This is a genomic window from Nocardioides sp. NPDC047086 (genome assembly GCF_040643685.1).
Taxonomy (GTDB): Bacteria; Actinomycetota; Actinomycetes; order Propionibacteriales; family Nocardioidaceae; genus Nocardioides.
The window spans coordinates 1-13,976 of sequence record NZ_JBEYUV010000066.1 but is presented as its reverse complement, the minus strand read 5'-3'; the positions used below and the strand labels follow the sequence as shown (position 1 = coordinate 13,976).

Sequence of the window (13,976 nt, the reverse complement as noted above, 5' to 3'; positions counted from 1 at the left end):
AGGTAGTTCTTCATCTCGCCATACACGGTGCGGAAGTCGGCCGGGAGTTCGGCGGACCCTCGCGCGAGGAACCCCCGGCCAAGCGTTCTCACAGCGCGCCCGAACTGGCGTTCTGGCTTGCCGCGCATGGACCGGTCATCAGATCTAGGGATGTGCGAGCCGTGCCACCTCCCAGCGCGTCCGGGGCGTGCGTTAGGTGGGCTCATGACATGGCAGATGGTTGGCGTCATCGTGGCGGCTGTGAGTGTCCTCAGCGGAACGGTGTTCGGCTGTGCGGTGTGGATCAAGCACCTGATCGACGCCAACGGCAAGGGGTCGGAAGGCGAGATCAAGCGGGTCGACCAACGGATCGACGCGGTCAGCAAGGGCCCAGAGATCGAACTCAAGCGGGTCGAGCAGAAGGTCGACATGGTGCTTACGAGCACCCGCGACAACCACGAGAACTTCATGAAGGTGATCGACGCCAAGTTCGAGGTGGTTCAGAACCAGTTGGAACGGCTCCGGTCTGATTTCCTCTTCTACGGTGAGTCGATGGATGCGCAGCGGGTCGCGCTGGCCGAGATACGCGACCGGCTCGACAAACTGCTCTAGCCGTAGTTCCGCCCGTCGAGGTCGTGGCTCTCCCAGGGCTTGACCGCCGAGACGGGCTTGCTGATCCGGGAACGCTCAGCCGGAGTGAGTCCGAAGTGGGAGCACCACCGCGCGACCTCTGCCGAGAGTCGGCGCATCTCCCCGCCCAACGGATTGTGCGTCGGTGCCCCGTCCGCTCCACGGATGACCGCAGGGGCACCGACGACGACGCGGGCACAGCAGTCGATCGTGGTCACCAATGCGACGATGGCGTCCCTGTCGGCTGAGAGCCACAAGCCCATCGGGGCGAGTTCGTGACGTAGCCGCTCCCAGATCGCCAGCCACGACTCGGTCGCCCACTCGGGCGGCTCCGGTGAGGCTTCACGCGGTACGGGCTCGTTCTGGTTGGTCCGCGATGCACGGTCGCCACGCAGCGCCTTCACGTTAGTGGGGGCCGGGCGTCGGCCCTTCGAGTTTGCCCATGGTTCAGTTTCCTTTCACGGCTTACGCACCGGATCCATAGGTCGACAGAGGCTGGCCGTTCAGTTCGGCGGCCATCGCCCGACGGCAAGCCACGATCGCGTTGTCATACTCATGAAGCCGTGCGGCCTTGTCCTCGCCGCCGAACGAGCGTGTGAACGCATGCGCGCTCGCGACCATAAGACGGTGCGAGTCCCCCGCCAGTGCCGGAGCGACCAACGTAATCTCCTCCTGCATCCGACGCCCGTCCTTCGAGAACGCCATCCATGCATTTGCGAGATCGCCAGCACTTCCCTGAAGGTCCGATGGAAGTCCTTGCTTCTTAGGCTCGTACGGCAACAGCACTTCTTCACGGAACGTTGCATGTCGCGCCAGGAATGCTGCGTACAGTTCACGCTTGGTCTCGGCGAAACGAGCGGCACCCTCGGCCCTCTCGCGTCGTACCGTCTGCGCCTGCTCCCAGGCGAAACGCTTCGCGTTTGTCTTGCCAGTGGCAACGGTCGTCACTACCTGCCCGACAATCGCACCACCAGCACCGATAGCCGCCCCGATGAGCCCTGCAACGCCCTGATCCACGTCAGAACCCTTGCCGTGCACGACCTTGCCGTCGCCGGGCTTTCGACGCACCTACCCCGATCTGGGTAGCCGATCACACGGCTGCGATCTCGAGTGCTCGCACCGTCTTGTCGAGCCCGGGGCAACCGATCCCGAAACGACCGGTGACCTTGATCGCCAACTCGTCCCTCTTGAACGCCGGGGCGGGCAGCAGTTCGGCCAGATCCAGGCCGATGTCATAGAGCGCTGGCGCGCTCGCAGTGCGAGTTGGCACAGTCGGAAACCTTCCGCTAGGTGGGAGAGCAACCGGGGAAGGTTCCCCACCGTATTCGGGGAGTCCTCTGATATTCGTGCGCTGTGCCGGACTAATTCCGTTGTTCGGCTTGCGAGTATCCGCAGGTCAGACCTGCGTTGGTAGGCCGTGCGGGGCTCGAACCCGCGACCCAAGGATTATGAGTCCTCTGCTCTAACCGACTGAGCTAACGGCCCGCGCAGATCTTAGCGGTCGCCACGTGGACACCACGCAGGCGCCAGTCGGCAGCTTCGCCCTCGGCATGTCCCGTTCGTGGGCATTCATCACGGCGACGGGCGATCGCTGACGCGACGCATTTTGGAAATGGTCTCTTGTTTCAAAGCGGCAATCATGTTCCAATTCGGGTGACCGTCGTCACGTTTCACTGTCCGGGAGGGACCCATGAAGAGACTCGTTGCTTGTCTGGGAACCGCGCTCGTCGCGGTTCTCGCCAGCCTTGCGGTGGCCACGCCGGCCACCGCCGCGCCGACGTCGGGCATCAACGACTGGACCTGTCAGCCGAGCGCTGCGCATCCGGAGCCGGTTGTGCTGTGGCACGGTCTGGGCAGCAGCGGTGACGTCGGCATGGCGCTGCTCTCCCAGCACCTGAAGGGCAAGGGCTACTGCGTCTACTACAAGACGTACGGCACCACCCACTGGGGCCCGTTCACCGGCGGGCTCGCATCGATGCGCGAAAGCGCGGCCGAGCTCGACGCGTTCGTGGCGAAGGTCCGCGCCTCGACGGGGGCGGCGAAGGTCAGCATCGCCGGGCACTCCGAGGGGACGACCGTGCCGGCGTACTACCTGAAGTTCCTCGGCGGCGACACCGTGGTCAAGCACTTCGTCGGCTTCGGCTCCAACTTCAAGGGGACGAGTCTGGCGGGTCTGCAGGACCTGGCGGACCTGCTCGGGTTCCGGCCCGTCCTGGAGGCCGGCGGCTGCCCGGCCTGCAACGAGTTCGCGCCCGCCTCGGCGTTCATGAAGGACCTCAACGAAGGTGGCGTGAGCGTTCCCGGACCCCGCTACACCACCATCGTCACCAAGTACGACGAGGCCGTCACGCCCTACACCAGCGGCATCCTCGCCCCGGCGAGCAACGTGAAGAACGTCGTCCTCCAAGACGTCTGCGCGCTCGACCACAGCGGCCACGTCGGCCTCGCCTGGGACCCGAACGTGTTCGCGCTCGTGACCAACGCGCTCGACCCGGCGAACGCCAGGCCGGTCAGCTGCGTACCGATGCCCTGGCTGTCCTGAGGCGTTGAGGAGAGTGCTCTAACCTCGGTGCCGTGACGCCACGCAACAGCACCAGCGGCAAGGCCACGGGCAAGCAGCAGAGGGTGATCCGCGGCCTGGACGCCGACCAGCGCCGTGAGCAGCGCCGGCAGGCGCTGCTGGATGCGGCGCTCGAGCTGTTCGCCGCGCAAGGCTTCGTCAACACCTCGATCGAGCAGCTGTGCCAGCACGCGTACGTCGCCACCAAGTCCTTCTACGAGTCCTTCGACAACCGCGACGACCTCTACGCCGCCCTGCTGCGCCAGATCACCGACGGGGCCTTCGCACGGCTCGCCGCGGTGGCCACCGAAGCACCCGACGAGAAGACCGGTACGCGCCTGCTGCTCGCGGAGCTGGCGCACGTCTTCGTCGACGACGTCCGGGTCGCCCAGGTCACCTTCGGTCAGGGCAGTGCCATCACACCGGCGGCCGAGCGACAGCGCCGCGAGAACCGCCGCGCGGCCGCGGCGTTCGTCGAAGACCTCTGGGTCGGCTACGGCACCGACGTGACCGACCGCTATCACGGGATCGCGATCGGCCTGATCGGCGGCCTGTTCGACATCATCGCGGACTGGATCCTCGACGTACCCGCCGCAGGACCCACCCCGGCTTCGGTCGAGGAGCTGATCACTCGCCTGAGCGACTTCTACGGAGCCGTACGCAACGGCAGCTAGCCGTGGGCAGCGCCGGCCCGGTCGGTTCAGTCGTCGTAGTCGACGGTGACCGTCGGCGTGGTCGGGCGGGACTGGCAGGTGAGCACGTGGCCGGTCTCGACCTCGGCCGGGGACAGGGCGAAGTTCTGCTCCATGGAGACCGATCCCTGCACCAGCTTCGCCCGGCAGGTCCCGCAAGCCCCGCCGAGGCAGGCGTACGGCGCGTCCAGCCCGGCCTGCAACGCGCCCTCGAGAACGGTGTCACCGGCAGCCAGGGAGATCTCGTGCTGGCGGCCGCGCAGGCCGAGCGTGACGGTCGCCGGGGCGAAGCCGTCGCCGACCTGGGGTTTCCGGTAGCCGTGGAAGAGCTCGACGTGGACGCGGTCGGGGTCGGCGCCGCCCTCGAGGAGCAGGTCGCGTAGGTCGGCCACCATCTCGACCGGTCCGCACAGGAACCACTCGTCCACCGAGGATGCGGTCAGGTGTGGCCCGAGCCAGCGTTCGAGCTTGTCCCGGTCGATCCGGCCGCGCAGGTGGGCCGGGTGCTGCGGGTCGCGGGAGCGTACGTGGACGACCCGGAGACGGTCGGCGTAGCGCGCCTCGAGCTCGTCGAGCTCGTCGCGGAACATCGTGCTGTCCGCGTCCCGGTTGCCGTAGAACAGGGTGAAGCGGCTGTCGGCCTCGACGGCAAGCGTCGTCTGCAGGATCGAGAGGACCGGGGTGATGCCGCTGCCGGCTGCGACCGCGACGTAGCTCTTGGCGCTGAGCGGGTCGACCGCCGTCCCGAACGAACCGGTCGGAGTCATCAGCTCGAGGGTGTCGCCGGCGCGGAGCTGCTCCATCGCGAAGGTCGAGAAGGCTCCGTCGGGGATGTGCTTGACCGCGATCGCCAGGGTGTCGGAGGTGGCCGAGGAGCAGATCGAGTAGCTGCGACGTACGCCCTTGCCGCCGAGGTCGGTGCGGACTGTGACGTGCTGACCGGGTTCGAAGGAGAACTTCTCGCGCAGCTCGTCAGGTACGTCGAAGCGGATCAGCACGCTGTCGTGGGTCAGCCGGTCGACGGCGGCGACCGGGACCGGGTGGAACTCCGCGGCACGAGCGGAGGATCGCGTCGGCATCCGCACCGGGAGGAGCCGGGCCATCTTGCCGTTGAGCGTCTTCCACTCGCGGTACTCGTCCGCGTCGAGCTGATGGCCGAAGACGGTGCCGATCGCCGCCTCGCGCTCGAGGTAGGCCTCCTCGTTGCGGCGCCAGGCCGCGACGTAGCGGTAGAACGGGATCGAGGGGTGCAGGTGGTGGACGAGGTGGTAGTTCTGGGAGAGGAGCAGGGGAGTCAGCACCCATTCGGAGCCGACCCGGTTGCGAGTGGCGCGGTAGCGGTTCTCCTGCTGGGTGTCCTCGAGGTCGTGGTGCGGCAACCAGTCGAACCACCACGCCAGCACGAAGATCGCGATCCGCTCGGGGATCAGATACACCACCGCCAGCGTCCACAGCTGGCCGTTGAAGCCCGCGGCGATGATCACGGCGGTCGCCGTGATCATCAGGAAGACCGTCTCGAGCACCTCTGCTCGAGGACGACGCCGGACGTTGCGCACCAGGAAGGACAGGTACGGGAGGTCCATCAGCGGAAACCGGAACGGAACCTGCCACCACGAAGCGCCGCTGACGAAGTGGTCGGGGTCGTTGTCGTCGTCGTTGGTGTTGCGGTGGTGCTCGATGTGGATGAACGCGAACGACTTGAACGAGATCAGCGGCGAGACGAAGAACATCGCGACCCGGCCGAAGGCCACGTTGACCCAGCGGTGGGTGCTGACCGAGTAGTGCGCGGCATCGTGCAGCACGGTGAACAACACGAAGATCGCAGCCGCACTGAGCAGGACGGTCACCGGGACCGGGAGCCGCTCGGCCAACGCCGCCCAGGTCGAGGCCGCGAAGACCGCGATCGCGCCGGAGAAGATGCCCACGATGGGCCAGGAGATCGTGGGGACCCGCTCGCCCGGGTCGGGGAGCGCTTGGCGGGTGGCTGGGGGTTGTTCCGTCGTCGTCGACATGCCCGAAACGTACGGACGTCGAGCCGCACTCCGCGAGAGGTGCCGAGCCCACGTCGATGTGCGCGGAGCACATCCAGGCCGGTTAGGTCCGGTCAGGCTCCGGTGCGAGCACGAGCGGTCCCAGCACGTCGACAAGACGCAACGCCGCATGCAGCTCGGCGACGCGCTCGGTCGCCGGACGGCCGCGCCGCTCCTCGGCCCGGCGCATACGCTGCAGCACGGTGTTGCGGTGTACGCCGAGCTCGGTTGCCGCGGCCGCCAGGCCACCCTGCGCGTCGAGCACCGCGAGCACCGCTCGTCGCTCTTCCCCCTCACGGCGGCCGGCGACCGCCAGCCCACCGAGCTCGGTGGCGACGAAGGCACGGGTCAGGTCGAGGTCGCCGCTCATCGTGTCCACGAGCGCCAGCTCGGCGTACGGCGTCACCACTGCTCCGCGACCTGCGAGCTCGATGATGCGACGGCCGCGCTGCGCCTGGAGATGGGAGGTCCGGAAGCCGGCGGAACCCCGCGCCGGCGTGCCGAGCGTGACCCGGACCGTGTCCGGGATGGTCCCGGCCAGAGGCCGGAGGTCCACCGGTGCGATGTCGGGAGCAGCCGTGGTGGAGACCCAGCCCCACAGTGCCCGGGCGCCGTCGGGGACGAGCAGGGGATGAGGTGAGCCGAGGTGGGCGCCGACCGTCCCACCCACACGCGCCAGATCGACGTCATCGCTGTCGGTCCAGCAGACGAAGGCGGTCTGCCACCCGGTGAGCCGGTGGGACAAGGTGCTCTCTGCGCGGCGGAGATCCGTACGCCCGCCGGCGATCAACGCGCGGACCGCATCCGTCCGGGCCGCCCGGGCCTGGGTCTGGATCCGATCGAGCTCGGCGACGTACTCGGCGGCGACCTCGCTGGCGATGCGGTCCGTGTAGGCGAACGCGTACTGCTGCAGGTGCGCGACCACCGCCAGGGCGAGTACCGGGTCCGGCACCAGGTCGGTGATCCTGGTCAGGACTCGTTCGCTGAAGTAGGCGTGACCGACCCGGTAGAAACGCAGCATCACGTCGACGCTGTAGCCGCGGGTGGCCATTGCGCGGGCATGCTGGAGCGCGGTGACCGGCGCTGTCGCGGCGCTCACGTCGATACCGTGCCGCACCATCGACATCGCGGCCTCCAGGTTCGAGGAGCACGACCCCAGCGTCAGGCCACGGATCTCGTCATCCGCGCTCGCTTCCGGGATCTGCTCCAGGATGTAGGCGAGCATGTCATCGGCGTACGCGGACACCTGCCCCAGCAGCTCGGCAGCGGTGCGACGCAGCTCGATCACGACCGACTCCGGCAGGTCGTCCTCCTGTCCCGCGCTGTCTCCCATGCGCGGAGACTATCCAGCGCGCTCTGGCCCCCGGTCGGTGGCACGAATTCCGGCATGAAGGTATGTCCCGCGGCCCGAAGGAGAGGCTCGGGAGCATTCTCGGCAGCGACGACGAGGACTCCGACGAGGACGACGACGAGGACGAAGGTCAGGGCCGCATGCAGCCTGCTCGACGCACTCGGAAGAGCACCTCCAGACAGACCAAGGAGAAGGAGGACTGACCGTGCCTGTCCACGTTTACGGAGTCACGGACACCTCGGTCACGATCCCCGCGGACCGAAAGGGACGATCCAGACGTCCGCTGCGCCACGTCGACGGCGGTGGCGTTCGGGTGCTCGTCAGCGATGTGGACGCCGACTCGCGCGTGCTGCGCGAAGACCTGATGGCACACGCACACACGCTCGAGGCGATGGCCGCGCTCGGGACGGTGCTGCCCATGCAGTTCGGCGTCGAGATGCCGGACGACGACACCGTACGCCGCGAGCTGATCGAGAGCCGCGGTGGCGAGATCCGCCCGCTCCTGGAACGGTTCCAGGGCCTGCTGCAGCTCACCGTCGCCGTCGACCTGGTCGAGCAGGAAGCGCTCAAAGAGGTGCTGCGACGGGACCCCGATCTCGTCGCGCTGCGCGACCACCTACAGCGAGCAGCCCCGCAGGACCGGCACGCGGCGGACGTACGCCTGGGCGAGGCCATCGCGGCCGCGCTCGAAGCGCTCCGGGCCGAGGTGGGCGACGGCGTTGTCGACCGGATCGCCCCGACCGCCCGTGCCGTCTCCCTCCGCGAGATCCGCGGAGCCCTGCAGGCCGCCGAGGTGTTCCTGCTGGTCGAGCGTGACCGGCAGAGCGAGCTCGACGCCACGGTCACCACGCTACGTGAGGACCTGGCGCCGCTGGCGTCGCTTCGCTACGTCGGCCCGCAGCCGCCGTACGCATTCTCGACGCCGCCTCGTCGGGAGAGCTCGCATGGGCCTGATCACGCAGCTGCTGACCCTGCCCATCGCTCCCGTGCGCGGTGTGGTCTGGGTGGCGGAGCAGATCCGGGACGAGGCCGAGAGCCAGTACTTCGACCCCGCCATCATCCAAGCCGCGCTCGAGGACGTCGACGCTCGCCGGGAGGCGGGTCTGTTGACCGAGGAGGAGGCTGCCGACCTCGAGGCGCTCGTGGGATGTCCCGCCGAGGGGGTGACGGCAATCCGTCGCGACGACGGCTGGGTCGTCAGCGCGGACATCCTCGAGCTGGAACGAGTCCCGGAGACGACCGATGTCCTTGTCTCCTACGAGGTGACCGTCGACCCGAACGGCGAGATCACCGGCTACCGCCGCGTCCACCGCTACGTCCGAGCGCAGGTGGATGATCGATGACAGAGACACCGCGCACGCCGGTCTTCGTGAACAACCGGCCCCAGTCATCGCCCCAGAATCTCGCCGATGTGCTCGAGCGCAGCATCGGCGGTGAGAGCCAGATGGTGGAAGGTGAGAAGAGTCGTGAGCGCCGCTGACGCGACCGCGGTCGTCCATCCGTACGGATTCATCCAACGTGACGAGCCCCGGACCATGCCTGAGCACGGGATCATGAACGCGGACGTTCGCACCATCCCGTTCCACGACCTCGAGGTGGTCGTCAGCGATCTCGAGGCCGCATCCTTCGGCGAGGCCGTGTGGGCGGAGCACGGGGAGGACACCCGCTGGGTCACGCCCGTCGTCGCCGCCCACCACGAGGTGCTCCAGCACCTGGTCGAGCACGGTGACGTGCTACCGCTGCAGCTGCCCGGCATCTACCCGAGCGACGAGGTGCTGATCGCTGCGCTGGACTCGAGTCGCCAGGCCCTCGAACGCGCCTGGCGGTTCCTGGCCGGACACGCCGAGTGGTCCGTCCAGATCTTCCCGACCTCGTCTCCTGGACCGACCGAGACGCCGGCCCCGCGCAGCGGCCGCGAATATCTCGAACGGCGCCGGTCCCAACAGGGTTCCCGGGACGAGGCACGACGACGGCGGGAGCTTGCCGTGACGGACACTCACGAGGCGCTGGCGCGCGAGGCGACCGCGAGCGTGGTCAGGGCGCCACTGGACAGCGCGGTGACCGGCCGAGAGGATCCGATGCTGCTCAACAGCGCCTACCTCGTCCCTCACCAGGGGGAGCAGCGGTTCGTCCGGATCGCCGAGGAGCATCACCGCCGGATGGTCGCGGACGCCGGTATGCGAGTCGAGGTCACCGGTCCGTGGCCGCCCTACAGCTTCGTCGGTGCGGCCGACCAGAACAGCGACGACCTGACCGGGACGGCGCCGTGACGCTCGAGCACTCCCCGGCCCTCGACGACACCGCGCTCGTCGACCTCATCGATCGTCTGATCGACGGCGGTGTCGTGGTGGGCGGTGACATCGTCCTCTCGCTCGCAGGGGTCGACCTCGTCTACCTCGGCCTGCGCCTGGTACTCGCCCCGGCCCACAAGGTTTCGCTTCCCGGATCCGGGAGGCAGGCATGATGCTCCTCTACGCCGTGGCAACCGCGGATGCCGGCAGCGCAGGCGAGGTGGTCGACACCCCGCTGCAGGCACACCGTTCCGGCGGGGTGACCGTCTTCGTCGAGCCGCGGACACAGTCCCCTCAACGCTCGGCGCGCGAACTGCTCGGGTTCGGGCGAGTCCTCCACCAGCTGTGGTCGTACGTCCCTGTGCTGCCGATGCGCTTCGGGACGGTCGTGAGCGACCTCGATGAGCTGGACCAGCTGGTCGCGGAGCGCGAGAGCGAGTGGACCGACCGGATCACCGCCGTCACGGGGCACAGCGAGTGCATCGTCCACCTTCCGCTGCCCGGTCGTGTCCCCGAGCGTGTCAAGGACGAGCAGACGGGCTCGGACTATCTCCGTCGGCGCGCGGCGGAGCTGAAGCAGCATGACGACGAGAACGCGGAGCTGACCGCGTTGCTCGCTCCCTACGCCTCGGAGATCACGACGCTGCGGTCGGTCCGCCCGCAGGAGGCGCGGCTCTCGGTCCTGCTCCCCGACGAGCACGTGGAGGAAGCCCGGGAAGTCATCCGAGACTGGGCCGCGAGTCGCCGCGAGGTGACGGTCACCGGCCCGTGGCCCCCGTTCAGCTTCTGTCAGGAGGTCAGCACATGACGCGGCCCGACAAGGCGGATCCGTGGCCCCTGGACCTGGACGGGGAGACCGACCTGCCCTCCGCCTCGAGCAGACGGATCGATGCGGATCCGGAATCCGTCGAGAAGTGGCTCGTACAGCTCGTGCTCACCCTGGTGGAGCTGCTTCGGCAGCTGATGGAGCGCCAGGCGATCCGCCGCATGGATGCGGGCGGCCTGAGCGAGGAGGACATCGAACGCCTGGGTCAGACCCTGATGCTGCTGGACGAGAAGATGACGGAGCTGCGCGACCACTTCGGGCTCACCCCGGAGGATCTCAACATCGACCTGGGCCCCCTGGGCAAGCTCCTCTGAGGAGCTGGGCGCTCAGCCCTCGCTGTTGATGAGGTACTTCCCGTCGGCGTAGACGAGCCCCAACGTCACCGTGCCGCCGTCCTGGCGGCCGTCCTTCATCGTGTACTTGTAGGTGTAGGTCACCTTGAGCGGGTCGACGCTGGGGGAGACCGAGACGACGCTGGTGCTCGCCACGGTGCTCCACCAGTCGCGGTAGCCCTCGAGACCGCCGCTGCTGGCCTGGAACGCCGGGGTCAGCATCGAGCTGAAGGCGCTGTCGGGGTTCGCGGGCGCGGTCGCGAGATAGCTGCGGATGAAGGCGTCGATCCCCTCGGCGGTCGGGCCGGCGGAGGGGCTCTCGCTCGGGGACTCGCTGGGCGAGGGCTTCTCGGAAGCCTCTTCCGACTTCTCGGCGTCCGCTGCCTCCTCGGTGGCATCGTCGCTGGCTTCCGACAGCGGCGACCCGGACGCGGCCGGCTTCGGCTTCGCCGCCGGCTCCTCGCCGCGGTTGGCCCACAGCGCACCACCGACCAGCAGCACCAGCGCCGCAGCGGCGACCAGCACGACCGGCCACCAGCGACGCCGAGTCGGCGTGCTGGTCGATTGGGCCTGTCCCGATGGGGCCGCCGGCGAAGGCGCAGGAGCCGCGACCGCCGCGAGCGTCTGCGTACGCAGCGCCACCGGCTCCAGCTTCTCGGGCGCCAGCCGCCCGGCCAGGAAGTCGAGGACGTCCTCGGCCGACCACCGCTCGGCGGGGTCGTAGGCCATCGTGTGTTCCAGCAGCGGCGCGAGCCGACCGGCCAGCGGCGTACGCGGCGGATCCTCGTGCACCACCCGATACAGCGTCGCCAGCGCGTTGTCGCCGATCCCGTAGGGAGGCTCGCCGGTCAGCGCCTGGAAGAGCGTGGCCCCCAGCGACCACATGTCGCTGGCCGGCGTGGCCCGCCCGCCGGTTGCGATCTCCGGAGCCAGGTACGCCGGCGAGCCGGTGACCTGCCCGGTCTGCGTGGTCTGGGAGTCGACGCCACGCGCGATCCCGAAGTCGGTCAGCTTGGCGCGGTCGGCCCGGCCGACCACGATGTTGGCGGGCTTCACATCCCGGTGGACGATACCGGCGGCATGGGCCGAGCGCAGGGCGGAGGCGATCTGACCGATCAGCCTCGCGGCGTCCTCGATGGGCAGCGGCCCGTCGTCGCGCACCATGTGAGCGAGGGTCTTCCCCTCGACGTACTCCATCACCAGCCACGGCTTGTCGTCGTCGCGCACCAGATCGAAGACGGCGACGACGTTCGGGTGGACCAGCCGCGCGGCGAGCCGTGCCTCGCGTTCGACGGCGGCATCCGATACGCCGTCGAGTGCGATCAGCTGTTTGAGCGCCACCGAACGCCCCAGAACTTCGTCGGTGGCGAGCCAGACGGCCCCCATCGCTCCCCGGCCGAGCTCCCTCTCGAGCCGGTACCTCCCTGCGATCACCCAGGTCCCCTCAAATCTTGTCGCGAACGCCAGTGGTCAACTCTAGGGGGTATCGCCTACTACCCTTGCTTCAGGGACAGCCCGTTCCGGGCCCCGGAAACACCATTTGAGAACGACCTGAGAAAGGCACCACGTGTCCATCGATCCCACACTCCTCGACGACCTCGAGTGGCGAGGCCTCATCGCCGACTCGACGGACCGCGACGCGCTCCGAGAAGCGCTGGCCGGCGGGAGTGTGAAGTTCTATATCGGGTTCGACCCCACCGCGCCGAGCCTGCACATGGGCAACCTGCTACAGATCACCATGGCCATGCGCCTGCAGCGGGCCGGCCACACGCCCTACGTACTGGTCGGTGGTGCCACCGGGATGATCGGTGACCCCCGTGACTCCGGGGAGCGCACGCTCAACTCGCCCGAGACGGTCAAGGAATGGGTCGGGAAGGTGCGCAGCCAGATCGAGCGGTTCGTCTCCTTCGAGGGCGAGACCGCCGCGACGATGGTCAACAACGCCGACTGGACGGCGTCGTTGTCGGTGATCGACTTCCTCCGTGACATCGGCAAGCACTTCCCGGTCAACCGGATGCTCGCCCGTGACACGGTGAAGAAGCGTCTCGAGGACGGCATCTCCTACACCGAGTTCTCCTACATCCTCCTGCAGTCCATGGACTACCTGAACCTCTTCCGTACGCACGGGGTGAGTCTTCAGTTCGGTGGCTCGGACCAGTGGGGGAACATCACCGGCGGTGTCGAGCTGGTCCGCCGGGTCACCGGCGAGACCGTTCACGCCTTCACGACGCCACTGATCACGAAGGCCGACGGCACCAAGTACGGCAAGACCGAGGGCGGCGCCCTCTGGCTCGACCCGACGATGATGTCGCCCTACGCCTTCCACCAGTTCTGGCTCAACGTCGAGGACGCCAAGGTGGGGGAGATGCTCCGTGTCTTCACCTTCCTCTCCCACGAGGAGATCGAAGCCCTGGAGGCCCAGCACGCGGAGAAGCCGTTCCTGCGGGTGGCGCAGAAGGCGCTCGCCGATCACATGACCACCCTCGTCCACGGGGCGGGGGAGACCGAGCAGGCAAAGCAGGCCGCAGCCGCGCTCTTCGGCGGCGGCGACCTGGCCACCCTGAGCAGTACGACGCTGGCCGCCGCGATCACGGAGGCCGGTGCCGTCGAGCTGGAGCGTGGTGAGGAGCTGCCGACCTACGTCGACCTCTTCATCGCCGCCGGCCTCGTCTCTTCCAAGGGGGAGGCCCGCCGGACGATCTCGGAGGGCGGGGCGTACGTCAACAACGTCCGTGTCGAGGACGCCGAAGGGTCGCTCGGCGAAAAAGAGTTGCTCGGCGACGGCTGGGTCGTCCTGCGCCGGGGCAAGAAGAAGTTCGCCGGCGTACGCCTCAAGTAGGTTCTGACCTGCGAGAACGCCCCAGTGAAGGTGACCGCCTTCGCTGGGGCGTTCCTCGATTTGGCAAGGGCGTCACTGAGGCGTAATGTTCATCTGGTCGCCGGGGTGCGGCGGGAAGCAAGTTCGAGTCTTCGAACGGGTTTCCGGCCCCTGAGTCGGCCGCCAACATTCTCGAGCTTCAGCTCGGTTCAGAGTCTCAGTCGGGTCTTCGGATCAGACGTCAAGACCGTGACGAACCGCAGATTGATCGTCTTGTGCTGTGTCGGCGTGGATATCGTCGTTATCCGATAAGAGCGAGAATTCGCCGAATTGGACAACAAAGCGAGATCCGATAAAGTCCTCCAAGACAAGGCAGAGAAACAACTGCTAATCCAGCGGAAAGCGCGAAAGCGCCGAGTTGGTAAAGCGAGAGTGGCTCTGATAAAGTCTGCGAGGCAGGACCGGCC

At 68.0% G+C, this 13,976-nt stretch carries 16 protein-coding genes, 1 tRNA gene and 1 pseudogene; 11 read left to right on the top strand and 7 right to left on the bottom strand.

Annotated elements, in window-relative coordinates; all coding sequences use genetic code 11:
* Positions 1 to 204 precede the first annotated feature (204 nt).
* Positions 205 to 591 (top strand): hypothetical protein, encoded by a 387-nt coding sequence (locus ABZ796_RS26920; protein ID WP_357341188.1) that lies wholly within the window; start codon positions 205 to 207, stop codon positions 589 to 591.
* Here the strand turns inward: ABZ796_RS26920 and ABZ796_RS26915 are convergent.
* From ABZ796_RS26915 to ABZ796_RS26900, 4 genes are all read right to left on the bottom strand, one after another.
* The gene (locus ABZ796_RS26915) at positions 588 to 1,013 is read right to left on the bottom strand and encodes a P27 family phage terminase small subunit (protein ID WP_357341187.1); all 426 of its coding nucleotides are present in this window, start codon (positions 1,011 to 1,013) and stop codon (positions 588 to 590) included. The two genes, ABZ796_RS26920 and ABZ796_RS26915, sit on opposite strands and share 4 nt — an antisense overlap.
* Before the next feature lie 61 nt (positions 1,014 to 1,074).
* Positions 1,075 to 1,677 (bottom strand): hypothetical protein, encoded by a 603-nt coding sequence (locus ABZ796_RS26910; RefSeq protein ID WP_357341186.1) that lies wholly within the window; start codon positions 1,675 to 1,677, stop codon positions 1,075 to 1,077.
* A 22-nt stretch (positions 1,678 to 1,699) separates the two neighbouring features.
* Entirely contained in the window at positions 1,700 to 1,879 is a 180-nt protein-coding gene (locus ABZ796_RS26905) for a hypothetical protein (protein ID WP_357341185.1), read from the bottom strand.
* A 138-nt stretch (positions 1,880 to 2,017) separates the two neighbouring features.
* Positions 2,018 to 2,094, bottom strand: a tRNA-Ile gene (locus ABZ796_RS26900).
* Between the two features lie 205 nt (positions 2,095 to 2,299).
* On the opposite strand from ABZ796_RS26900, the gene ABZ796_RS26895 reads away from it, so the two are divergent.
* Together ABZ796_RS26895 and ABZ796_RS26890 are read left to right on the top strand one after the other, a co-directional pair.
* On the top strand, positions 2,300 to 3,151 hold the full coding sequence (locus ABZ796_RS26895) for a lipase (protein WP_357341184.1): 852 nt from the start codon (positions 2,300 to 2,302) through the stop codon (positions 3,149 to 3,151).
* Between the two features lie 32 nt (positions 3,152 to 3,183).
* Positions 3,184 to 3,843: a TetR/AcrR family transcriptional regulator gene (locus tag ABZ796_RS26890; RefSeq protein ID WP_357341183.1), complete on the top strand. Its 660-nt coding sequence runs from the start codon at positions 3,184 to 3,186 to the stop codon at positions 3,841 to 3,843.
* A 26-nt stretch (positions 3,844 to 3,869) separates the two neighbouring features.
* Here the strand turns inward: ABZ796_RS26890 and ABZ796_RS26885 are convergent, their stop codons facing one another.
* Both ABZ796_RS26885 and ABZ796_RS26880 read right to left on the bottom strand, forming a co-directional pair.
* Positions 3,870 to 5,873 (bottom strand): fatty acid desaturase, encoded by a 2,004-nt coding sequence (locus ABZ796_RS26885; protein ID WP_357341182.1) that lies wholly within the window; start codon positions 5,871 to 5,873, stop codon positions 3,870 to 3,872.
* An 82-nt stretch (positions 5,874 to 5,955) separates the two neighbouring features.
* Positions 5,956 to 7,224: a helix-turn-helix domain-containing protein gene (locus tag ABZ796_RS26880; protein WP_357341181.1), complete on the bottom strand. Its 1,269-nt coding sequence runs from the start codon at positions 7,222 to 7,224 to the stop codon at positions 5,956 to 5,958.
* Between the two features lie 223 nt (positions 7,225 to 7,447).
* Here ABZ796_RS26880 and ABZ796_RS26875 point away from each other — a divergent pair.
* From ABZ796_RS26875 to ABZ796_RS26845, 7 genes and pseudogenes are all read left to right on the top strand, one after another.
* Positions 7,448 to 8,101, top strand: a pseudogene (locus ABZ796_RS26875) (GvpL/GvpF family gas vesicle protein); the annotation flags it as partial.
* Positions 8,102 to 8,186: 85 nt separating this feature from the next.
* Positions 8,187 to 8,585: a gas vesicle protein GvpO gene (gene gvpO, locus ABZ796_RS26870; RefSeq protein ID WP_357341179.1), complete on the top strand. Its 399-nt coding sequence runs from the start codon at positions 8,187 to 8,189 to the stop codon at positions 8,583 to 8,585.
* Positions 8,582 to 8,722, top strand: coding sequence for a hypothetical protein (locus ABZ796_RS26865; RefSeq protein WP_357341177.1), 141 nt, complete (start codon positions 8,582 to 8,584; stop codon positions 8,720 to 8,722). The genes gvpO and ABZ796_RS26865 overlap by 4 nt, the downstream gene beginning before the upstream one ends.
* A complete protein-coding gene (locus tag ABZ796_RS26860; protein WP_357341175.1) occupies positions 8,709 to 9,512 on the top strand; it encodes a GvpL/GvpF family gas vesicle protein in 804 nt (267 codons plus the stop codon). Before ABZ796_RS26865 ends, ABZ796_RS26860 begins: the two co-directional genes overlap by 14 nt.
* Complete coding sequence (gvpJ, locus tag ABZ796_RS26855; RefSeq protein WP_357341174.1) at positions 9,509 to 9,706, top strand: gas vesicle protein GvpJ; 198 nt, start codon at positions 9,509 to 9,511, stop codon at positions 9,704 to 9,706. The genes ABZ796_RS26860 and gvpJ overlap by 4 nt, the downstream gene beginning before the upstream one ends.
* Positions 9,703 to 10,341 carry a GvpL/GvpF family gas vesicle protein gene (locus ABZ796_RS26850; RefSeq protein WP_357341172.1) on the top strand — a complete coding sequence of 213 codons (639 nt, stop codon included), beginning with the start codon at positions 9,703 to 9,705 and terminating at the stop codon, positions 10,339 to 10,341. The genes gvpJ and ABZ796_RS26850 overlap by 4 nt, the downstream gene beginning before the upstream one ends.
* Positions 10,338 to 10,673: a gas vesicle protein K gene (locus ABZ796_RS26845; protein ID WP_357341170.1), complete on the top strand. Its 336-nt coding sequence runs from the start codon at positions 10,338 to 10,340 to the stop codon at positions 10,671 to 10,673. The genes ABZ796_RS26850 and ABZ796_RS26845 overlap by 4 nt, the downstream gene beginning before the upstream one ends.
* Positions 10,674 to 10,685: 12 nt before the next feature.
* Here ABZ796_RS26845 and ABZ796_RS26840 read toward each other — a convergent pair whose 3' ends face one another.
* Entirely contained in the window at positions 10,686 to 12,125 is a 1,440-nt protein-coding gene (locus tag ABZ796_RS26840) for a serine/threonine-protein kinase (protein ID WP_357341168.1), read from the bottom strand.
* Positions 12,126 to 12,258: 133 nt separating this feature from the next.
* On the opposite strand from ABZ796_RS26840, the gene tyrS reads away from it, so the two are divergent.
* A complete protein-coding gene (tyrS, locus tag ABZ796_RS26835; RefSeq protein WP_357341167.1) occupies positions 12,259 to 13,530 on the top strand; it encodes a tyrosine--tRNA ligase in 1,272 nt (423 codons plus the stop codon).
* Positions 13,531 to 13,976: the final 446 nt, after the last annotated feature.